Genomic DNA, 20903 nt, shown 5'->3' on the forward strand with positions numbered 1-20903 from the left:
TTTACCCAGGCTTCACGCGCCGCTGTGGCGCGCGTCCTAGCAGCTGTCGGCGGTGTCTGCTCTACTTATTGGATGACTACATTGACTGAAGCCTCAGTCGCTGGCAACGATGACCAGCGCGAAGCAAACGAAAAAATGATGATCGCCCTCGACGTCGACGGAACCCTCGTCGACCACGACGGGCACATGTCCGTTCCCGTCCGGGAAGCGGCCCAGGCCGTGGTCGCCGCCGGGCACGAGGTCATGATCGCGACGGGCCGTTCACTCAACGCGACCCTGCCCATCATCGAGCACATCGGCATCGAAACCGGCTACGCGGTCTGTTCCAACGGCGGCGTCACGCTGCGCGTGGATTCCGGACTCGCCGACGGCTACCAGGTGCTGCACAAGGCCACCTTCGATCCCGGCCCGGCGCTCCGGGCGCTGCGCAAGCGGCTGCCTTCCGCCAAGTACGCGCTTGAGGACGAAAACGGCAACTTCCTCTCCACCGAACGCTTTCAGGACGCCAGCTTCGGCGTCGAGGCGATCGGCGTGGACTTCCAGACCATGCTGGAGGCCACCGCCGTCCGCGTGGTGGTGTTCAGCTCCGAGAACACGCCCGAGGAATTCAATGCCGCGATCCGCCACGTGGGGCTCGCCGGCGTCACCTACTCCGTCGGCTGGACGGCTTGGCTGGACATCGCCGCCGCCGGCGTCACCAAGGCCAGTGCCCTGGAGCAGCTGCGCGGACGCCTCAGCATCGGGGCGCACCGTACGGTGGCCGTCGGCGACGGCCGCAACGACATCGAGATGCTGACCTGGGCGCGCCGCGGTGTGGCGATGGGACAGGCTCCGGCTGAGGTGATCGCCGCCGCTGACGAGGTCACCCACTCGGTGTACGACGACGGCGCCGCGCACGTGTTGCGCAGCATCCTCGGCTGAGGCGGGGCGAGCTGCGCCCGCTGTTGGCGGTGCGCCCGGGCTAACGGGCTTCGAGGATCAGGCCCAGCAGCCGGGCGGCGGCGGGCCGGGCCGCGTGCTCCTCGTTCCACTGCGACCGGGCCACCGCCTTGCTCACGGCCTGGGTAGTGATCCCCAGTTCCTCGGCCACGGCCTTCTGCTGCCCGCGAACGCCGGGCGTGAGCAAGTCCAGTACCCGCCACTCGGCAATGCTTCGGTCGTGCACAATATGGCCGAGCAGCCGCAGCACGGCCTCGGCTTCCGCGGCCAGGTCCGCGTACGGGCCCTCCACGGCCACCGGGATGCGTTCCTTGCTGTTCCGCAGCCTGTCCACCGCCCGGCGCGCGTAAATGAGTCCGTGGCCTGAGGCGTCCTTGATCTGGTTGGGCAGCGGTTCGTTGACGGGGCCGACGCCGATCCCGACATACCAGGCGCCGGTGCGCAGGGCGATCAGCGCCGCCTCGACCGCCTGCCGCGGACAGTCCAGGATGCCCTGGACCTCATCCTCCACCGAACGGTCGAAATCGAGGCGCGCCGGAATGTGCCGCAGGTCCTTGAGGAGCTGCGGCACGCGGTCGCCGTCGCGCCGGCTGTCGGTTTGGTTGATGGTCAGCGTGAACATACTGGATGCCACACTACCGCGTGGCAAACGCGAGGCAAGTACCCGGGGCAACCCCCGTCACAGACCTGCCGACGCCCCCCGCCGGGACGCGCGGCGGGCTTGTCTCGGGCCGCAGGAAATGTTGCGATGGGTCAAGACGCTGCCGACGGCGGCACGTACCGGGGCGGAGTGCAACAGTGGTTGATGGGTTGGAACAGGGGACAGGGCAGCCGGCGGCGGAGGCGGCCAGCGCGGCCGAAATCGGCCTGGTGGACCGGTGGTGGCGGGCGGCCAACTACCTCTCGGTGGGCCAGATCTATCTGCGCTCCAACCCGCTGCTGCGCGAACCGCTGAGCGCCGCAGACACCAAGTCCCGACTGCTGGGCCATTGGGGGACCACCCCGGGGCTGAACTTCATCTACTCCCACCTGAACCGTGTCATCCGCCGCGATTCGCAGGAGATGCTGTTCGTCGCCGGCCCCGGCCACGGAGGACCCGCCGTCGTGGCGAACGCCTGGCTGGAGGGAACCTACTCCGAGATCTACAGCAACGTCGGCCCGGACGAAGACGGCCTGGCTGAGCTGTTCCGGCAGTTTTCCTACCCCGGCGGCATCCCCAGCCACGCCGCCCCGGAAACCCCGGGCTCCATCAATGAAGGCGGCGAACTCGGATACTCGCTGGCGCACGCCTACGGCACGGTGTTCGACAACCCCCAGCTGATCACCGCCGTCGTGATCGGTGACGGCGAGGCGGAGACGGGGCCGCTGGCCGCGAGCTGGCACTCGCACAACTTCCTGGACCCGGCCGCGGACGGTGCCGTGCTGCCGATCCTGCACCTGAACGGCTACAAGATCGCCAACCCCACGATTCTCGCGCGGATGCCGGAGGCCCAGCTGGAGCAGCTGCTGCGCGGGTACGGCCACGAGCCGCACTTCGTGACCGTCGCCGACCCGCAGGACACCGCGGCCGCGCACCGCGATTTCGCCGCGGTGCTGGACCGCTGCCTGTCCGACATCCGGAAGATCCAGGCCGCCCGCAGGGTCGCAACAACAGCCGGCGGCGCCAGCGGCAACGACGCGCCCGCCGCCGTGTGGCCGATGATCGTGTTGCGCTCGCCCAAGGGCTGGACCGGCCCGAAGACGGTCGACGGCCTGCAGGTGGAAGGCACCTGGCGCAGCCACCAGGTGCCCCTGGCCGAAGTCCGCACCAACCCCGAACACCTCGCGCAGCTCGGCCGGTGGCTGGAGTCCTACCGCCCGGACGAACTGTTCGACGGCGAGGGCCGGCTCCGGCCCGACGTCGCCGCGAACGCCCCCGGCGGTGAGCTGCGGATGAGCGCCACCCCGCATGCCAACGGCGGCGTCCTGCTGCGCGACCTGAAGCTGCCCGGCTACACGGACCACGCGGTGGACGTCGCCCGGCCGGGCCAGGAGAGGGTCAGCGCCATGCTGACCCTCGGCTCCTGGCTGCGGGACGTGATTGCGCTCAACCCGGAGACTTTCCGGCTGTTCGGTCCGGACGAGACGGCGTCCAACCGGCTGCAGGACGTCTATGAGGTTACGGACAAGGTCTGGCAGTACCGGATCGAGGAGATCGACGAGCACCTCGCGCGCGCCGGCCGGGTGATGGAGGTCCTCAGCGAGCACCTCTGCCAGGGCTGGCTGGAAGGCTACCTGCTGACGGGCCGGCATGGGGTGTTCAGCTGTTACGAGGCCTTCATCCACATTGTCGACTCGATGTTCAACCAGCACGCCAAGTGGCTCAAGGTCCACCGCGAGCTGCCGTGGCGCCAGCCCGTTGCGTCGCTGAACTACCTGCTTTCTTCCCATGTCTGGCAGCAGGACCACAACGGCTTCTCGCACCAGGACCCCGGGTTCATCGACCACGCGGTGAACAAGAAAGCCGAGGTCATCCGGGTCTACCTGCCGCCGGACGCCAACACCCTGCTCTCGGTGATGGAGCACTGCCTCGCCTCGCGGGACTATGTCAACATCGTGGTCAGCGGCAAACAGCCCTCACCCACGTGGCTGGGTCCCGCCGACGCGGCGCACCACTGCCAGCGCGGCCTGGGGATCTGGGAATTCGCCGGGTCGGAGGTCGCCGGCGAGGAGCCCGACGTCGTGCTGGCCTGCGCGGGCGACGTCCCCACGGTGGAGACGGTGGCGGCGGCCGAACTTCTCAAGGAAGGGGCACCCGGGCTGAAGATCCGGGTGGTGAACGTGGTGGACCTGATGCGCCTCCAGGACGCCGCCGAGCACCCGCACGGCCTCTCCTCCCGAGACTTTGACGGCATCTTCACCGCCGACAAGCCGATCATCTTCGCCTACCACGGGTACCCTTCGCTGATCCACCGGCTGGCATACCGCCGCACCAACCAGGACGGTCTGCACGTGCGCGGCTACAAGGAAGAAGGCACCACCACGACGCCGTTCGACATGGCGATGCTCAATGGGATCGACCGCTACCAGCTGGCCATCGATGCGATTGACCGGGTGCCGGGCCTGGCGGAACGGCACTCGCTGCTGCGCCAGTCGCTGCAGGACCGGCGCATCCGGGCGCACAACCACACCAGGGAGCACGGCGAGGATGCGAAGGAGATCAGCGGCTGGACGCTCAGCTCCGAATAGCAGCCCCTGGTCCGTCGGCCCCGTCCGGCCCGGGGAGCGGACCCCGGGACCGACGGCCCGCTAGGGCCCGGTGAGCCCGGGCAGGCCGCCGGTGGGCAGATGGATCCAGCCCTCGGTCCGGGCGGGCCGGGCGTGCGCGGCGTCGGGGCGCAGGGTCGCGCCGAGGGCCGCGGCCCGCGCGGTCAGCGAGGCGATGAGCGCGTCGAACAGGTCGTCCGAGCCGCCCAGCTGGTCCTCGTGTCCGGCCAGGTCCAGCCAGGGTGCTGCCTGCCGGAGCCCGCCCAGGAGTTCGCCCAGCCGCTGCGTTTCCGCGCCGCCGCGACCCTTGTAGCCGCGGGCCAGCAGGCCCCAGGACGTCAGCGACGCTGCCGGATAGACCTCGGCCAGCCGGCCGCTCCCGTCCCTGGCCTGCGGCCCGTGGTCACGGGCGATCTTGGCCTGGATGACGGCGCAGCGCATCGCCGGGTGCGCCAGCCGGTCGGCGGAGACGCTGAGCGGGATCAGCCCGGTCCGCGCGGTGACAAAGCGGTCGGTGTCGCGGTAGGCCAAGAGCCGGCGGCCCTCGATGCCGTCGTAGTCCAGCACCGGGTGCGCCTCGCCGGACAGGTGCCCCGCGATGAACGGCAGGAACGCGTCCGGCCAGCCCACGGGGCAGTCGATTCCGGTCATGTCGCTGGCGCCGAAGAGCCGCACAATCTCATCGTCGTCGACGCCGAGGGCCAGGTGCGCCAGGCGGGCGGTGCCGTTGTTCCATTCGACGACGGCGGCCGCGGTCTTTTTCGTGGCCGCGGCGAGGTCGACGCCGAGGGTCAGCATCCGCGGCCCGGCCGGGGTGTTCGGCCATTCGGGCATGGCATCAGCCCTTCGTCCGGCTCACAGCGAGCGGTACCGGAACGCGCCGGGAATCCCGCCGCTGGGCTCCAGGCCCTTTCCCGAGGCAAAGCGCGCCCAGACCGCGCGCAGTGCCCGGCCCTGGGCGTTGATTTCCTCCCAGCTGGCGCCGGCCAGCAGCCCGGCCCCGGCCCAGGTCTGCCGGTCGCCGAACAGCAGCGGCAGGTCCACGGTGTGCGCGGCCCCGTAGAAGTTCCCCGGTGCGGCCCAGGACAGCACGTAGCTGTACGCCGTGCCGCCGGCCCGCGCGTGCCGCCGGGCGAACCGCCTGGCGGACCGGCCGTACACCGCCTCGGTCACGGCCCAGTTGATGGCCTTGACGGCGGCGCCGCCGAGCACCGGGACCTTGGCCAGGCGGCTGACCGCCCGGTTGCGCGGCAGGAACATGCGGGCCTCCTCGGAGGTGTGCCCGATCAGAACCTCGATCCCGGGGGCCGTGGCGTTCCAGGCGGCCTCGATGCCGGACTCGGCCGGCAGCGGCGCGTGCCCGTACTGGGTGCCGAAGGGCATGGCCGCGATCAGCCCGAACTTCCGGGCCACCTGCGACACCTGCTCCTCGATCTGCACGACGTCCATCGCCGGGGTGTCTTCGGTGACGGCTTCCGCGGCGACGCCCATGGCCCGGCTCATCTTGTCCCGGCCCCGGGTGATGCCCAGCGGCGCGCTCTGGATAATGGCCCGCCGGAACAGGGCAGGCGCCTCCGGCGTCGCCATCAGGTGGGCGACGGCGTCGCCGCCGGCAGACTGCCCGAAGGCTGTGACGTTCCCCGGATCGCCGCCGAAGGCGCTGATGTTGCGCTGCACCCAGCGGAACGCCTCGAGCTGGTCCAGCAGGCCGAGGTTGGCGGGCCGGCCGCTGCCGGTGGCCAGGTAGCCGAACAGGCCCAGGCGGTACGTCACGGAGACCACCATGACGCGGTTTTCGACGACGAGGGCCCTGGGGTCGAAGATCGCCAGGTCGCCCGAGCCGGAGGTATAGGACCCGCCGTGCAGCCACACCATGACCGGCACGCGTTCGCCGTCGTGCAGGTCCTCCGGCATGGTGATTGAGAGCCGCTGGCAGTCCTCGCTGCCGGGAAGCTCCCCGTAGCGGGTGCCCAGGATGTCGTCCAGGAACGGCACCGGCGCCTGCGGACAGGCGGGGGAGAGCGAGGTGGCGGCCAGGGCCTCGGTCCAGTCCGGCGCGGGCACCGGCGGCTGGAAACGTGCGGCGGTGGCGTACGGGATTCCGGTGGCGCGGACCACGTCGCCGTCGCGCCACCCGGTGACCGGGCCGCACGGCGGGCTAAAGGCAGGCTCGGCGTTCATGAACCAACGATTTCACACATTCCTGATCCACGGCTGGCAAGGCGCGAACGTACACTTGAGGCCCCAAAATCCGCGGATTCGAGGGCCTCAAGTGTACGTTCGCGCTCTGAATGGGGCGGGACTAGTGTCCGGCGCCCGGAACGAAGCGCTTGATCGACGCTTCGAGTTCGGCTTCGGCCGCGGCGCGGTCGCCCCAGCCCTCGGCCTTGACCCACTTGCCCGGCTCCAGGTCCTTGTACCGGGTGAAGAAGTGCTCGATCTCCTTGATCAGGAACTCGCTGACGTCGCCGATCTCGTTGATGTGGTCGAAACGGGCATCCGTCGGGACGCAGAGGACCTTGGCGTCCCCGCCGCCGTCGTCGGTCATGTTGAAGACGCCGATCGGGCGGGCCTCGACGATCACGCCGGGGTAGAGGTCGAAGTCCTGCAGGAGCACCAGTGCGTCCAGCGGGTCGCCGTCCTCGCCCAGGGTGTTCTCAAAGAAACCGTAGTGCGTGGGGTACTGCATGGAGGTGAACAGGACGCGGTCCAGGCGGACGCGGCCGGTCTCGTGGTCGACTTCGTACTTGACGCGCGATCCCTTGGGGATCTCGATGGTCACGTCATGCTTCATGGAATGCTCCTCGACGGATTCAGGGGGTGCGCGGCACTCGTGACGTGCAAAAAGCAGTGCCGGTGCCGCCGACTACTATTGAGGATATAGCGACAGGCCCTGGTTTCAGGAACTAGTGGGGACATTTCGGGACTAAAGGACCAACGGCAGCATGAAACCCAGAAAGAGCCGGAAGGGAACGGCTCACGCGCCCGGAACGCTCGGGCGCACCCTTCCGATGCTGCTGCTGACCCTCCTGGTCATTGCCCTCGCCATCCCCGCCGGGGTGGCGGTCAGCCCCGGATTCCGCGGCCCGGCCGTGCCCCCCGAGCCCGCCGCGGCCGGCCCCTGGCAGCAATTGCCCGCCACCCTGAGCACGCCCGACGGCGGTCCGGTAGCCGCCGGCGGCATGCGGCCGCTCAGTGACGCGGCACCGGTGCCGGACGCCGCCGCGCTCGCCGCCGCCCTCACCGCCACCCTGAAGACCGACGGCGCCGGGTCCTTCAGTGGCGTGGTGCAGGACGCCGCCACCGGCAAGGTGCTCTTCGACCGGTCCGGCGACGAGGTCCGCGCCCCCGCCTCCAATATCAAGCTGCTGACCGCCGCCGCCGCGCTTCGCACGCTCGGCCCGGACCGGCGTTTCAGCACCAAAGTCGTGGCCGGCCCCACGCCCGGTTCCGTGGTCCTCACCGGCGGCGGCGACGTGCTGCTGGGCGCCGGCGGGTCCGCGCCGGAGGCCGTCCTGGGCCGGGCCGGGCTCGCCACCCTGGCGCAGTCCACCGTGGACGCCCTGCGGAAGGCCGGCACAGCCGGGCCGGTGTCCGTCCTGCTGGACGATTCCCTCTTTACCGGAGCGCCCCTCAGCCCGGCCTGGAACCCGGAGGACGTGGCCGCCGGCGAAGTGGCGCCGGTGTTCCCGGTGGCCCTGAACTCCGCCCGCTACGACCCTGCTGTCACCACCGGGCCCCGCCCCCGGGACGCCGCCATGACCGCGGCCGAAGCATTCGCGGCCCGGCTCTCGGCGTCCGGCGCCGCCGCGGGGCTCACCGTTGCGCCCGGCGTCGCCAGGCTGCCGGCGACGCGGAAGCCCGCCGCGGCTGCCGGCGGACGGGCCGCGGTCCTGGCCGAAGTCCAGTCCGCCACCGTCAGCCAGCAGGTGGATCTGATGCTGCGCACCTCGGATAATTACCTCGCGGAGGTACTGGGCCGGATGGTGGCGGTGGCCAGCGGGAAACCCGCCAGCAACGCCGGCGCCGTCGCGGCTGTCCTGCAGCAACTCGAGGAACTGGGCATTCCCGCGGCCACGCTCCGGGCGGCCGACCTGGCCGGACTGACCCTGGAAAACAAGGTCTCGGCGCGGCAGCTCGCCGCCGTGGTCCGCGCGATGACCACCGGCACGGACACCCGCCTCCGGTCCGCCCTGGCCGGGTTCCCGGTGGCCGGGCTGACCGGAACACTGGGCAGCCGGTACACGGATACCAGCACCGCCCGGGGCGCGGGCCTGGTCCGCGCCAAGACCGGGACGCTGAACACCGTGATCGCCCTCAGCGGCTACGTCGTGGACGCAGACGGCCGGCTCCTGGTCTTTTCCTTCATCGGCAACGGCCTTACCCCCGGCGCTGCGGGGAACAAGACGGCCTTGGACCGGACAGCCTCGGTCCTGGCCGCCTGCGGCTGCCGCTGAGGCCGCGCCGTTTCGACGGTTCCCTGCGCATCCGGGCGTTCGAAACGCCTCCTCGGCAGGGAACCGTCGAACCGGCGGCCACCGGCCGCCCGTTCGCTCCGCGGCGAACTTAAGGCGCATCCCCGGCCCGCTGTGATCTGATGGGAGCTATGGAGTCCTCTTCGCGCGAGACATCAGCTGAGACAGCTGCCCAGGCCCAGGCCCTCATCAACTGGGACCTCGCGGCATCCACGGCCGCGCGCCTCACCCCGGCCGGGCCGTCGCTGGGTTCCGCGGAGATCGGCGCCGCCGTCGAAAACCTGCGCCTGATGGCGGACATCTCCGTCCCGCACGTGCACGACATCACCGGGCTCGAAGCCGCCCGGGATCTCCGAGACTCCTCCGTCCTGGTGGTGGACCGCGCGTCCTGGGCCAAGGCGAACACGCAAAGCTTTGCCGTGATGCTCCAGCCCGCCATCGAGAAAATGCTCGAAAGCCGCCGCGGGACCGTGGGCACGGGTGCCGCCAGCGTGAGCGGCGCGATCACCGGCAGCCAGCTGGGCGCCATCCTGGCGTTCCTCTCCAGCAAGGTCCTGGGCCAGTACGACCCGTTTTCCGCGCTGGCCGAGAATTCCACGGCCCCCGCCGCCGGCCGGCTGCTGCTGGTGGCCCCCAACATCATCGCGGTGGAACGTGAGCTCAATGTCGCCCCCGAGGATTTCCGGCTCTGGGTGTGCCTGCACGAACAGACCCACCGCGTGCAGTTCGCCGCCGCCCCGTGGCTCCGCCACCACATGCTGGACCAGATCGAGGACCTCAGTGCCCACCTGCTGGGCAATGTCGACTCGATCATGGAACGCGCCGCTGCAGCCGCGAAGGCACTCAAGGACCGGTCCGCCCCCGGGGCGACCCCCGGCCGCGGGGCAATCCTGGACCTGTTGCAGGACCCGGCCGAGCGCGCGGCGATCTCGCACCTGACCGCCGTCATGAGCCTGCTGGAGGGCCATGCCAACGTGGTCATGGATGCGGTGGACGCGAGCATCGTCCCGTCGGTCAAGACCATCCGGCAGCGTTTCAACGCCCGCGGCAAGGACCGCGGCGCGATCGAGAAGTTCATCCGCAGCCTGCTCGGCCTGGACGCGAAAATGCGGCAGTACAGCGACGGGTCGAAGTTCGTCCGCGAAGTGGTCGATGCCGCCGGCATGGAAGGCTTTAACAAGGTGTGGGAGTCCGCAGACCACCTGCCCACCGAACCTGAGATCCATGACTCGAAGCTCTGGCTCGAACGGATGGGGCTCTAGTCCGCGTGCCGGCCACCAGCAACCCGGATCTCCCGGCGGCTTCCGGCGGACGACGGCGCCCTGGCCGGCTGGCGCCTGTCGTCGGCAAGGCGCGGAAAATGCTGCAGGACGCCCTCGCCGACGCCGGCTACCCCGAGCGGGTGCTGGTGGCCTGCAGCGGCGGCCCGGACTCGCTGGCGCTCGCCGCCGTCGCCGCCTACTTTGGCCGGCGCGGCCACGTGGACGGGCGCCCGGTGTCCGTTGGCGCCGTCGTGGTGGACCACCAGCTCCAACCCGGCTCAGCGGAGGTGGCCGCCGCGGCGGCGGCGGTGCTGCAGGAGCTGGGACTCGCCCCCGTCCAGGTCAGGACGGTCGAAGTCGCCCCCGCCGGGATGGGCCCGGAAGCCGCCGCGCGGGACGCCCGGCACGCCGCCCTCGAAGCCGCGGCCGACGAGGCCGGCGCCGCGGCCATCCTGCTCGGTCATACCCTGGACGACCAGGCCGAGCAGGTCCTGCTGGGCCTGGCGCGCGGTTCCGGGACCCGCTCGCTCGCCGGGATGCGGCCGGCCCGCGGCCGCCTGCTACGGCCCTTCCTCGGCCTGCGCCGGGCCGACACCCTGGAAATCTGCGCCGTCGAGGGGCTGGACCCGTGGCATGACCCAAGCAATGAGGACTCCTCGTTCGCCCGGTCGCGGACCCGGGTGGAGGTGCTGCCGATGCTGGAGGACAAACTCGGCCCGGGGGTGGCAGAGTCGCTGGCCAGGACGGCGTCGATCCTGCAACTCGACGCCGACTTCCTGGAGGCTGTGGCGGAGGACACCTTTGCCCGCCTCCAGGAGCGCACCGGGACGGAGCTCGGCCTGCCGGAGGCCGCGCTGCGCGAACTGGCCCCGGCCGTGAGGTTCCGGGTGATTGCCAAGGCCGCCGCCGCCGTCGGCGGTCAACAGCCCAGCTACCAGCGGCTGCTCGCCGCGGAGGCGCTGCTGCGCCGGCAGGGCTCCGCCGGGCCGGTGGAGCTGCCCGGCGGCGTGAGCGTCTACCGGCTCTCACTCGCCCAGCTGCTCGCGGCCGAGCAGTCCGCCCCCGCCAGCGTTCCCCGAGAGGGCGCCCGCTGTGGGAAGCTTGTATTCCGGCCTCAAAAACCGCCCCAAGAATAGTCGCACCCGCATCTACACAGGAGCCATTGGTGGATTCAAACGACGTCCAGGCAGACCTCAAGCACGTTCTCTACTCCAAGGAGCAGATCCAGACCCGGATCACTGAACTCGCTGCCCAGATCGACAAGGACTACGAAGGCCGCGATCTGCTGATCGTCGGTGTGCTCAAGGGTGCGGTCATGGTCATGGCGGACCTGGCCCGCGCGCTGCACAGCCACGTGTCGATGGACTGGATGGCCGTCTCCTCGTACGGCTCCGGCACGCAGTCCTCCGGTGTGGTCCGCATCCTCAAGGACCTCGACACGGACCTGATGGGCAAGGACGTCCTGATCGTCGAAGACATCATCGACTCCGGCCTCACGCTCTCCTGGCTCAAGACCAACCTGGAGTCCCGCGGCCCGGCCTCGGTGGAGATCTGCACCGCCTTCCGCAAACCCACCGCCGCCAAGGTCCAGATCGACGTCAAGTACGTCGGCTATGACATCCCGAACGAATTCGTCGTCGGGTACGGCCTGGACTACGCCGAGAAGTACCGCAACCTGGACTTCGTGGGCACCCTCGCTCCCCACGTTTACGAGTAGAACCGGCGGCGCCGCCCCGGCTCGACGCTGAGCCTGTTCTGCCGCGCACAGCCCTCCGCTACGCCGATAGGGAACTTTTACCCTTGACCGTGCGTGAGTTACTGCGACGGTGTATAGCTAGAACCTGACGCAGCACACCACACGCGCGCAGATCGGTCGCCGTGCAGCACTACCAGGAGGGACGGGGCGAGCCCCCGATCAGATGAAAGCTAAGAGTTTCTTCAAGGGCCCCGGCATCTGGATTGTCGTTGTTATCGGCATGCTCCTGCTGGCCTTTGCCACCCTGGCCCCGGGGGGATCGGTCCGGATCGACACGGACAAGGGCCTGGAGCAGTTGTCCACCGGCAAGGTCGAGCAGGCAAAGATTTTCGACGCCGAGAACCGCGTGGACCTGGTGCTGAGGGACGATTACCAGGCTGACGGGCAGAACAAGGGCAAGAACGTCCAGTTCTACTTCGTCAACGCCCGCGCCGCCGACGTCGTGAAGGCCGTGACGGCTGCGAAGCCGCCGAGCGGCTTCACCGATCAGCCGGTTGAAAGCAACTGGTTCTCCGGCTTGTTCTCGCTGCTGGTACCGGTGCTGCTGCTGGGTGTGCTCTTCTGGTTCCTGCTCTCCCGGATGCAGGGTGGCGGCTCCAAGGTCATGCAGTTCGGCAAGTCCAAGGCCAAGATGGTTAACAAGGACATGCCGCAGGTGACCTTCAGCGACGTCGCCGGTGCCGACGAGGCCGTTGAGGAACTCCAGGAAATCAAGGAATTCCTCCAGGAACCGGCCAAGTTCCAGGCCGTGGGCGCCAAGATCCCCAAGGGCGTGCTGCTGTACGGTCCTCCCGGCACCGGCAAGACGCTGCTGGCGCGCGCCGTCGCCGGCGAGGCCGGCGTGCCGTTCTTCTCCATCTCCGGTTCCGACTTCGTGGAAATGTTCGTCGGCGTGGGTGCCTCCCGTGTCCGCGACCTGTTCGAGCAGGCCAAGGCGAATTCTCCAGCCATCATCTTCGTGGACGAGATCGACGCCGTCGGCCGGCACCGCGGCGCCGGCATCGGCGGCGGCAACGACGAGCGCGAGCAGACCCTCAACCAGCTCCTGGTTGAAATGGACGGCTTCGACGTCAAGACCAACGTCATCCTGATCGCGGCCACCAACCGGCCCGACGTGCTCGACCCCGCGCTGCTGCGCCCGGGCCGCTTTGACCGCCAGATCTCCGTCGAGGCCCCCGACCTGATCGGCCGGGACCAGATCCTGAAGGTGCACGCGAAGGGCAAGCCGATGGCTCCCGGCGTCGACCTCAAGGCCGTCGCGAAGAAGACCCCCGGCTACACCGGCGCGGACCTGGCGAACGTGCTCAACGAGGCCGCGCTGCTCACGGCCCGCTCCAACGCCAACCTGATCGATGACCGCGCTCTCGACGAGGCGATCGACCGCGTGATGGCCGGCCCGCAGAAGCGCAGCCGCGTTATGAAGGAACACGAGCGCAAGGTCACCGCCTACCACGAGGGCGGCCACGCGTTGGTAGCGGCGGCGCTGCGCAACTCGGCGCCGGTCACTAAGATCACGATCCTGCCGCGCGGCCGGGCCCTGGGCTACACGATGGTGGTTCCGGAGAACGACAAGTACTCCGTAACCCGCAACGAGCTGCTCGACCAGATGGCCTACGCTATGGGCGGCCGGGTGGCGGAGGAACTCGTCTTCCACGACCCCTCCACGGGTGCCTCCAACGACATCGAAAAGGCCACCGGGATCGCCCGGAAAATGGTCACCGAGTTCGGCATGAGCGAGCGGGTGGGCGCGGTGCGCCTCGGACAGGGCGGCGGCGAGCCGTTCCTGGGCCGCGACGCCGGCCACGAGCGCAACTACTCGGACCAGATCGCCTACGTTGTGGACGAAGAAGTGCGCCGCCTGATCGAGGGCGCGCACGACGAGGCCTACGCGATCCTGACCGAGAACCGCGACGTCCTGGACCAGCTGGCCCTGGAACTGCTGGAACGGGAAACCCTGAACCAGGCCGAGATCGCGCAGGTCTTCACGCATATCCGCAAGCGCGATTTCCGCGAGATCTGGCTCTCCAAGGAGACCCGGCCGATCCAGGCCGTCGGCCCGGTGGAGTCACGCCGCGAGAAGGCGGAACGCGAAGCCCAGGAAGAGGCCAAGGAAGCCCGGCTCGAGGAACCGCTGGACACGGTGCCCCCGCACGCCCAGGGCGTCCCCGGACAGGAGCCCTTCCAGGGCGGTGTTACGGATCTGGGGCCCGACGGCCATCCCGGCTAGGCTTCTTCTGTGACTTCCTACTTCGACGACGACGACGTTCCCGCCACCGCCGGCCCCTTCCCCGCGGAAGGGGCGGCGGGGGCCCCCGGCCAGAACACCACCACGGTGGACCACCCCCGGATCCAGGCGGCGGTGCGCGAGATCCTGCTCGCCATTGGCGAAGACCCGGACCGCAGCGGCCTGCTGGACACGCCGAAACGCGTGGCCAAGGCCTACGCGGAGATGTTCGCCGGCCTGCACCACGACCCGGCCGAGATCCTCGCCACCACTTTCGACCTTGACCATGAGGAACTGGTCCTGGTCAAGGACATCCCGTTCTACTCGACCTGCGAGCATCACCTGGTCCCGTTCCACGGCGTCGCCCACGTCGGGTACATCCCCTCACACGACGGCAAGGTCACCGGGCTGAGCAAGCTGGCCCGGCTGGTGGACATGTTCGCCCGCCGCCCGCAGGTGCAGGAACGGCTGACCACCCAGATCGTCGAAGCCCTCGTTACCCACCTCAAGCCGCGCGGCGCGATTGTCGTCGTCGAATGCGAACACCTTTGCATGTCGATGCGCGGCATCCGCAAGCCTGGTGCGAAGACCGTCACCAGCGCGGTCCGCGGGCAACTGCATGACCCGGCGACCCGTGCCGAAGCCATGAGCCTCATCCTCGGAAGGTAAGAAAAACACACTATGGATTCCCTCGCTGCAGCCCCTGGAACAGGACCTGCCACCTCGCCGCTGCCCGTGCTGCGCAAACCGCGCCCGGCCGCGAGCTTCAAGGACCTGCCGACGGACCGGACGCTCGTGATGGGGATCCTGAATGTCACCCCTGATTCGTTCAGCGACGGCGGCCGACACGCGACGGCGGACACCGCCATCGCCGCCGGCCTGCGGATGTTCTACGCCGGCGCCGACATCATCGACGTCGGCGGGGAATCCACCCGTCCCGGCGCCGCCGAAGTCAGCGTCGAGGAGGAGCAGCGCCGGGTCCTGCCCGTCGTCGAGGCGCTGGTCAAGGCCGGCGCCCTCGTGAGCATCGACACCACCCACGCCGCCACCGCCGAGGCAGCCCTGGCCGCCGGCGCCGCGATCATCAACGACGTCTCCGGCCTCACGGTCGAGCCGGAAATGCTCGAACTCGTGGCCCGGAGCAAGGCGCCGTACATCCTCACGCACCGCCGCGGCGACGCGAACACCATGGACTCGCTGGCCGACTACAACAACGTGGCAGCGGAAGTCGCCGCCGAACTCGCCGGTGTCCGGGACAAGCTGTACGCGGCCGGCGCCGCGCCGGAGCAGATCATCGTGGACCCGGGCCTTGGCTTCGCGAAGAACGAGGCACAGAACTGGGAGCTGCTGCAAAACATCGACGTGCTGCAGGGCATGGGCCACAAAGTCCTGGTGGCCGCCTCCCGGAAGCGGTTCCTGGGCAGCCTCCTGACCGTCGCGGGCAAGGCCGCCGCACCCCACGAACGGGACTCCGCCACCGCGGCCGTGACCGCCATCAGCGCCTTCCGCGGCGCCTGGGCCGTCCGGGTGCACGACGTCGGCCCCAGCCTCGACGCCGTCAAGGTCGCCGCCCGCCTCGCCCCGGCCAGCCCGGCCACCGGCCCGGCGGCGCCGGCCGCGCCCGGCGACCGCTGAACCGGCGCCCCATGGACCAAATCACGCTGAGCGGTGTCACCGCCGTCGGGCACCACGGAGTGTTCGACTTCGAACGGCGGGACGGCCAGCCGTTTGTCGTCGACGCCGTGCTGCACCTGGACTTCACCCAGGCCGCCGCGAGCGACGACGTGCGGGACACCGCGCACTACGGCGAGGTGGCCGAATGCATCCGCGACTGGATCACCGGCACCCCGCTGAACCTGATTGAGGCCCTCGCGGTGCGGATCGCCGACGACGTGCTGCTGCGCTTCCCGGTGGCAGCGGTGGACATCACCGTGCACAAACCCAAAGCTCCGATCCAGGTCGACTTCGGCGACGTTTCCGTCAGCGTGCACCGGGAACGGCCATGAGCCCACACGCCGCCCCCTACACCCGCGCCGTGATCGCGCTTGGCAGCAACCTGGGGGAGCGCAACGATACCCTCTCCGCCGCCGTCGCCGACCTCGTCGACCCGCCCGAGGTACGGCTGCTGGCCATTTCGCCGATCGTGCAGACCAAGGCCGTCGGCGGACCGCCGAACCAGCCGGACTTCCTGAACATGGTAATCGCCGTGGAAACCTCGCTGTCCCCGGAGGAACTGCTGCGGCACTGCCACGCGGTGGAACAAAAGCACTTCCGGGTCCGCGAGGTGCGCTGGGGTCCGCGCACCCTCGACGTGGACATCATCACCTTCGGCGAGGTGGTGAGCTCCGACCCTGACCTGACACTCCCGCATCCGCGCGCCGCGGAACGCGCCTTCGTGCTCTATCCCTGGTCCCTGATCGAGCCCGCGGCCGAGCTGAACGGGGAACGGGTGGGTGACCTCGCCGCCAAGGCCGCCGATTTCCCGGACCTGGTGCCCTTCGACGGCTTCGAGGAGCTCCAGGGCACTGCCGGAGTGGTGGAGGCGCCGTGAAACTGATCAACCCGCTCCTGCTGCTCGTCATCGGCGTTGCCCTCGCCGTGCTGGGCTGGCTCGCCAGCCTGATGACCGCCCGCTACGGGTTGAACACCCCGGTGCTGCCGCTCACCGGGCTGATCACGATGGGCGTGATCGTTGCCGTCACCCTGGTCCTCGGCATCCGCGTGCTGCGCTGGCGCAACGGGAAAAAGAAGAAAATGCTCAACCCGATCCTGGCCGCGTGGACCCTCGTCCTCGCCCAGGCCTGCGCGTACACCGGGACCGTACTGCTGGGCTGGCATGCCGGAATCTTCCTGGACCAGCTGCGGCTTTGGTCCGTGCGCAGCGGGCAATCCATTACCTGGGAGACGCTGGCCATGACCGGCGGCGGGCTCGTCATGGTGGTGGTGGGCCTGGTGGTGGAGCGGTTCTGCCGGATTCCCCCGGAGGACGGCGACGCCGAGGGGACCCCCGGACTGCAGGCCAAGCGGGGTAAGCCCGAGGCCGAAGGCGAATATGCGTACCGAGGCGATTGACCCGCCCGGGGTGGACTGGCTGCGCGTTTCCCCGCGCTACGTCACCGTGCGGGTGGCGGCCTGGGCCCTGGCCAACGTGGCCGCCGTCGCGGTCCTGTCGCTGCCACTCATGCTGGTCCTCGCCGGCGTGTGGGACTGGCTGCCGCTCTGGCTCGCCGTCGCGCTGCCCGCCGCTGCCCTGGTCCTGGCCCTTTGGCGGCTGGTGCTCATCCCGCGCCAGGTGCGCTCCATCGGCTACGCCGAACGCGAGGACGACCTCCTGATCCGGCGTGGCATCTTCTTCCAGCGCGTGCTGGTGGTCCCGTACGGGAGGATGCAGTACGTGGACATCGGCGCCGGCCCGGTCGAACGCGGCCTGGGCCTGTGCACCCTAAAGCTTCACACCGCCTCCGCCGGTACCAGCGCGGAGATCCCCGGCCTGCCCGCGGCGGAGGGCGCGCGGCTCCGCGAACAGCTGTCCGCCCGCGGCGAGGCCCGTCTGGCCGGGCTGTGAGCGCCGCCGGGGACAGCTGGCAGCGCGTGCACCCGGCCTCCCCGTTCGTCCGGGGCTGGGTGGCGCTGGCCGCGATGTTCTTCTTTTTTGGACGCGACGCCTTCGAACGGCTGCTCCAGGGCGGCCCGGTCTTCGACGAGCGGTTCGCCGGACGGGCTCCGTGGCTGCTGCTCGGCGGGGGCACGGTGCTGCTGCTGACCGTGATCGGCTTTGTCCTGAGCTGGTACTTCACCCGCTACCAGGTGGCTGACGGATACGTGCGCGTCAACACCGGGGTGCTGTTCAAGCAGCAACGCCAGGCCAGGCTGGACCGGGTCCAGGCGATCGACGTCGTGCAGCCTCTCCTGGCGCGGATTTTCGGGCTCGCTGAGCTCCGGTTCGAGGTCGCCGACGCCGGATCGTCTGCGGTGCACCTGGCCTACCTGCGCGCGGATGAGGCCCGCCAGCTCCGCGCGACCATTCTGGCCAGCGCCTCCGGTGCCTCCAGCGCCGCCGGTGGTGCAGCGGCGCCAGCACCGGACCGGCCGGCGGCAGCCGCCGTAGAGGCGCCGGAACGGGTGGTGCTGACCGTTCCGCCGCAACGCCTGGTGGGGTCGCTGGTGCTGAGCGAGCAGAGCGTCGTCATCGTCCTCGGTGCCGTGGCCTCGGTGCTGCTCTCGGCCCTCACGGAGAACCGCAGCTTTTTCCTGTACCTGATCCCCGCCGGGCTGGGCCTGGTCGCGGCGTACTGGAACTCGTTTAACAAGGGCTATAACTTCACCGCCGCCATTTCCCCGGACGGCATCCGGCTGCGCTACGGGCTGCTGGACACCCAGGCCCAGACGCTGCCGCCGGGACGGATCCAGGCCCTGCGGATCAGCCAGCCGCCGCTCTGGCGGATCTTCGGCTGGTACCGGATGCAGGTCAACGTGGCCGGCTATGGAACGGCCGGCGGCAACGGCGAGGGCTCCTCCCGGACCACCCTGTTGCCGGTCGGAACGCTGGCGGAGGTCTTCATCATGCTCTCGCTGGTCCTGCCCGACCCCGGCACCCCGGACCCTGTGCGCGTCTTCACCGCAGGCCTGAACGGCCTGGCGGCGCCCGCTGGGGCGCGGGGCGCGGACCGTCGCGGCGGTCCCGCGGTGCGGATGGACGACGGCGGTCCGGTGGCACCGGAGGACGGCGGCTTCGTCACCACACCGGCGCGGGCCCGCCTGCTCGCCCCGCTGGGGTGGCGGCGGAACGGCTTCGCCGCCACCGACACCGCACTGCTGATCCGGTCCGGCCGCTGGTGGCGCCAGCTCGTGCTGGTCCCGCACCAGCGCACCCAGTCGATCGCGCTGCAGCAAGGTCCGCTGGCGCGGCGTTTCCGGGTCGCTGACCTCGTCCTGCACACCACCGCGGGACCGGTGGCGCCGCGGCTGGTCCAGGCCGGCCTGGACCAGGGCCGGGCCCTGCTCGACGCTCAGGCGGCCCGAGCCCGAAGCGCGCGGAAACGGCAGACCAGTGAACACTGGCTCGGGCAGGGCGCAGCAGTCGAACGCGGGGCGGACGACCACGAACCACACGACCACCAACTTCTCGAACACGAAGCGAAGGAAGGGCCTCAGCATGGCTAAGCCAGGACGCCTCGGCGTCGGAATTATCGGAGCCGGCAAGGTGGGGGCCGTGCTGGGGGCGGCGCTGCGCGCCGCCGAGCACGCCGTCGTCGGGGTCTCCGCCGTCTCGGATGCAAGCCGCGAACGCGCGGAAACCCTGCTGCCCGGTGTCCCCGTCCTTGAGGTGCAGGACATCGTGGAGCGCGCCGAACTGGTGCTGCTGGCGGTCCCTGACGATGCCCTAGGCCCGCTCGTTGAAGGCCTCGCGAAGCTCGGCGCCTGGCAGCCGGGCCAGCTCGTGGCCCACACTTCCGGGCGGTTCGGCGTCGGTGTCCTGCGGCCGGTCCGCGCCGCGGGGGCCGTCCCGCTGGCGTTGCACCCCGCCATGACGTTCACCGGGATGAGCCTGGACCTTACCCGGCTGCTGGACTGCAGCTTCGGCGTGACGGCCGACCCGGCCATGCTGCCGATCGCGCAGGCCCTCGTGGTGGAGATGGGCGCCGAGCCGGTCGCGATCGCCGAGGGCGACCGCACGCTTTACCACGCGGCCCTGGCCCACGGCTCGAACCACCTGGTTACCCTCGTGGCCCAAGCGTCCGAACTGCTGCGCGAGGTGGGCGTCGAAGCCCCCGAACGCATGCTGGGACCCCTGCTGCGTGCGAGCCTGGAAAACGCCCTCGCTTCGGGTGAGTCCGCGCTGACCGGGCCGGTGGCCCGCGGCGACGTGGGGACCGTCGCCGCGCACTCGGAGGCCCTGCGGGAACTCGACGGCGGCTCCGGCGGCGATATTCTGGAGGCGTACCTGGCCATGGCGCGGGCAACGGCCCGCCGTGCGGGCAGCCGCGGGCTGTTGAAGCCGGACCAAATCGAGGGCATCCGGCGGGCGCTCGAGGGCCCCGACGCCGATTGGCCGATTCCTGAGGAAGGACACTGAGATGGCAATCCAGCTGGTGACCACGGCTGCCCGGCTGCGTGCCGAGAGCGCCCGCCTGCTCACCGAGAAACGCGGTACCTCGCAGGGGCTGGTGCCGACGATGGGCGCCCTGCACGAGGGACATGCCCAGCTGGCGCGCACCGCCGTCGCGCAAAACGACGTTGTGGTTGCCAGCATCTTCGTCAACCCGCTGCAGTTCGGCGAGACCGTGGACCTTGAACGGTACCCGCGGACGCTGGAGGCGGACCTGGCCCTGCTCGAGGCCGAAGGCGTCGACCTCGCCTTCGCGCCCGCGGTGGACGAGGTGTACCCGGGCGGGGAACCCATGGTGCGGATCACTTCCGGCGTGCTGGCGGAGAAGTGGGAGGGCGCCTCCCGGCCCGGGCACTTCGATGGCGCCCTGACGGTGGTGGCGAAGCTGCTGCACTACGGCCTGCCCGCGTTGGGACAGGCCACCTACCGGGCCTACTTCGGTCAGAAAGACGCCCAGCAGCTGGCCCTCGTGCAGCGCATGGTGGCGGACCTGAACTTCCCGGTGGAGATCGTCCCGGTGCCGATCGTGCGGTCCCCGGACGGGCTGGCGCTCTCCAGCCGGAACCGTTTCCTCTCGGCCGAGGAGCGCGAGGCGGCCCTGGTGCTGTCCCGGGCGCTGCGGCTGGTTGAGGAACGCGCGAACGCGCACGAACCCCTGGACCTGGACTCCGCCCGGGCGCTGGTGGAATCCCAGCCCCTCGTGGAACTGGACTACTTCGAGGTCGTGGATCCGCGCACCCTTGAGCCGCTCGCGGAGAACTGCCGGGAGACCCCGTTCCGCGGCGAGGGCCTGGTCCTGATCGCGGCCAGGGTCGGCCCGGTGCGGCTGATCGACAACGTGCCGCTGGACTCCTGAGGTCCAAGACTCCAGCTCTGACTGCTTATTGCGCGA

At 70.1% G+C, this 20903-nt stretch carries 20 protein-coding genes; 16 read left to right on the plus strand and 4 right to left on the minus strand.

The genetic code is table 11. From position 1 onward, the window contains the following. Positions 1–72: 72 nt before the first annotated feature. Positions 73–921 carry an HAD family hydrolase gene (locus ACUYM2_RS00560; RefSeq protein ID WP_346958371.1) on the plus strand — a complete coding sequence of 283 codons (849 nt, stop codon included), beginning with the start codon at positions 73–75 and terminating at the stop codon, positions 919–921. A gap of 40 nt (positions 922–961) precedes the next feature. Here the strand turns inward: ACUYM2_RS00560 and ACUYM2_RS00565 are convergent, their stop codons facing one another. Next, positions 962–1561 (minus strand): hypothetical protein, encoded by a 600-nt coding sequence (locus tag ACUYM2_RS00565; RefSeq protein WP_481598293.1) that lies wholly within the window; start codon positions 1559–1561, stop codon positions 962–964. A 176-nt stretch (positions 1562–1737) separates the two neighbouring features. On the opposite strand from ACUYM2_RS00565, the gene ACUYM2_RS00570 reads away from it, so the two are divergent. Next, positions 1738–4167, plus strand: a complete 2430-nt coding sequence (locus tag ACUYM2_RS00570) for a phosphoketolase family protein (protein ID WP_481598294.1) — start codon at positions 1738–1740, stop codon at positions 4165–4167. A gap of 60 nt (positions 4168–4227) precedes the next feature. On the opposite strand, the gene ACUYM2_RS00575 is transcribed toward ACUYM2_RS00570, so the two are convergent. The 3 genes from ACUYM2_RS00575 to ACUYM2_RS00585 all read right to left on the minus strand — a co-directional run bounded on the left by ACUYM2_RS00575 (position 4228) and on the right by ACUYM2_RS00585 (position 6979). Next, entirely contained in the window at positions 4228–4983 is a 756-nt protein-coding gene (locus ACUYM2_RS00575) for a DUF429 domain-containing protein (RefSeq protein WP_481601363.1), read from the minus strand. A 57-nt stretch (positions 4984–5040) separates the two neighbouring features. Beyond that, positions 5041–6366 carry a carboxylesterase family protein gene (locus ACUYM2_RS00580; RefSeq protein ID WP_481598295.1) on the minus strand — a complete coding sequence of 442 codons (1326 nt, stop codon included), beginning with the start codon at positions 6364–6366 and terminating at the stop codon, positions 5041–5043. 121 nt (positions 6367–6487) lie between these two features. Beyond that, positions 6488–6979: an inorganic diphosphatase gene (locus tag ACUYM2_RS00585; protein ID WP_346958375.1), complete on the minus strand. Its 492-nt coding sequence runs from the start codon at positions 6977–6979 to the stop codon at positions 6488–6490. A gap of 151 nt (positions 6980–7130) precedes the next feature. On the opposite strand from ACUYM2_RS00585, the gene dacB reads away from it, so the two are divergent. The 14 genes from dacB (at position 7131) to panC (ending at position 20867) form a co-directional block, all read left to right on the plus strand. Further along, complete coding sequence (gene dacB, locus ACUYM2_RS00590; protein ID WP_481598296.1) at positions 7131–8642, plus strand: D-alanyl-D-alanine carboxypeptidase/D-alanyl-D-alanine endopeptidase; 1512 nt, start codon at positions 7131–7133, stop codon at positions 8640–8642. 149 nt (positions 8643–8791) lie between these two features. Further along, positions 8792–9922 carry a zinc-dependent metalloprotease gene (locus tag ACUYM2_RS00595; RefSeq protein WP_481598297.1) on the plus strand — a complete coding sequence of 377 codons (1131 nt, stop codon included), beginning with the start codon at positions 8792–8794 and terminating at the stop codon, positions 9920–9922. Between the two features lie 98 nt (positions 9923–10020). Next, positions 10021–11058 carry a tRNA lysidine(34) synthetase TilS gene (gene tilS, locus ACUYM2_RS00600; protein ID WP_481598298.1) on the plus strand — a complete coding sequence of 346 codons (1038 nt, stop codon included), beginning with the start codon at positions 10021–10023 and terminating at the stop codon, positions 11056–11058. 29 nt (positions 11059–11087) lie between these two features. Continuing rightward, positions 11088–11639 carry a hypoxanthine phosphoribosyltransferase gene (gene hpt, locus ACUYM2_RS00605; protein ID WP_146336115.1) on the plus strand — a complete coding sequence of 184 codons (552 nt, stop codon included), beginning with the start codon at positions 11088–11090 and terminating at the stop codon, positions 11637–11639. A 202-nt stretch (positions 11640–11841) separates the two neighbouring features. Then, a complete protein-coding gene (gene ftsH, locus ACUYM2_RS00610) occupies positions 11842–13905 on the plus strand; it encodes an ATP-dependent zinc metalloprotease FtsH (protein ID WP_481598299.1) in 2064 nt (687 codons plus the stop codon). A gap of 9 nt (positions 13906–13914) precedes the next feature. Next, positions 13915–14571, plus strand: a complete 657-nt coding sequence (gene folE, locus ACUYM2_RS00615) for a GTP cyclohydrolase I FolE (protein ID WP_481598300.1) — start codon at positions 13915–13917, stop codon at positions 14569–14571. Between the two features lie 12 nt (positions 14572–14583). Next, positions 14584–15537 (plus strand): dihydropteroate synthase, encoded by a 954-nt coding sequence (gene folP / locus ACUYM2_RS00620; protein ID WP_481598301.1) that lies wholly within the window; start codon positions 14584–14586, stop codon positions 15535–15537. An 11-nt stretch (positions 15538–15548) separates the two neighbouring features. Further along, positions 15549–15908 (plus strand): dihydroneopterin aldolase, encoded by a 360-nt coding sequence (folB, locus tag ACUYM2_RS00625; protein WP_481598302.1) that lies wholly within the window; start codon positions 15549–15551, stop codon positions 15906–15908. Then, positions 15905–16453, plus strand: a complete 549-nt coding sequence (gene folK / locus ACUYM2_RS00630) for a 2-amino-4-hydroxy-6-hydroxymethyldihydropteridine diphosphokinase (protein WP_481598303.1) — start codon at positions 15905–15907, stop codon at positions 16451–16453. The genes folB and folK overlap by 4 nt, the downstream gene beginning before the upstream one ends. Further along, the gene (locus tag ACUYM2_RS00635) at positions 16450–16974 is read left to right on the plus strand and encodes a DUF3180 domain-containing protein (RefSeq protein ID WP_481598304.1); all 525 of its coding nucleotides are present in this window, start codon (positions 16450–16452) and stop codon (positions 16972–16974) included. The genes folK and ACUYM2_RS00635 overlap by 4 nt, the downstream gene beginning before the upstream one ends. After that, on the plus strand, positions 16955–17467 hold the full coding sequence (locus ACUYM2_RS00640) for a PH domain-containing protein (protein WP_481598305.1): 513 nt from the start codon (positions 16955–16957) through the stop codon (positions 17465–17467). Before ACUYM2_RS00635 ends, ACUYM2_RS00640 begins: the two co-directional genes overlap by 20 nt. After that, positions 17464–19065, plus strand: coding sequence for a PH domain-containing protein (locus tag ACUYM2_RS00645; protein ID WP_481598306.1), 1602 nt, complete (start codon positions 17464–17466; stop codon positions 19063–19065). Before ACUYM2_RS00640 ends, ACUYM2_RS00645 begins: the two co-directional genes overlap by 4 nt. Beyond that, positions 19058–19978, plus strand: coding sequence for a Rossmann-like and DUF2520 domain-containing protein (locus tag ACUYM2_RS00650; RefSeq protein WP_481598307.1), 921 nt, complete (start codon positions 19058–19060; stop codon positions 19976–19978). The genes ACUYM2_RS00645 and ACUYM2_RS00650 overlap by 8 nt, the downstream gene beginning before the upstream one ends. A 1-nt stretch (position 19979) precedes the next feature. Beyond that, complete coding sequence (gene panC, locus ACUYM2_RS00655) at positions 19980–20867, plus strand: pantoate--beta-alanine ligase (protein ID WP_481598308.1); 888 nt, start codon at positions 19980–19982, stop codon at positions 20865–20867. The last annotated feature ends 36 nt before the right edge of the window (positions 20868–20903 follow it).

The organism is Arthrobacter sp. SD1074B, assembly GCF_056780195.1.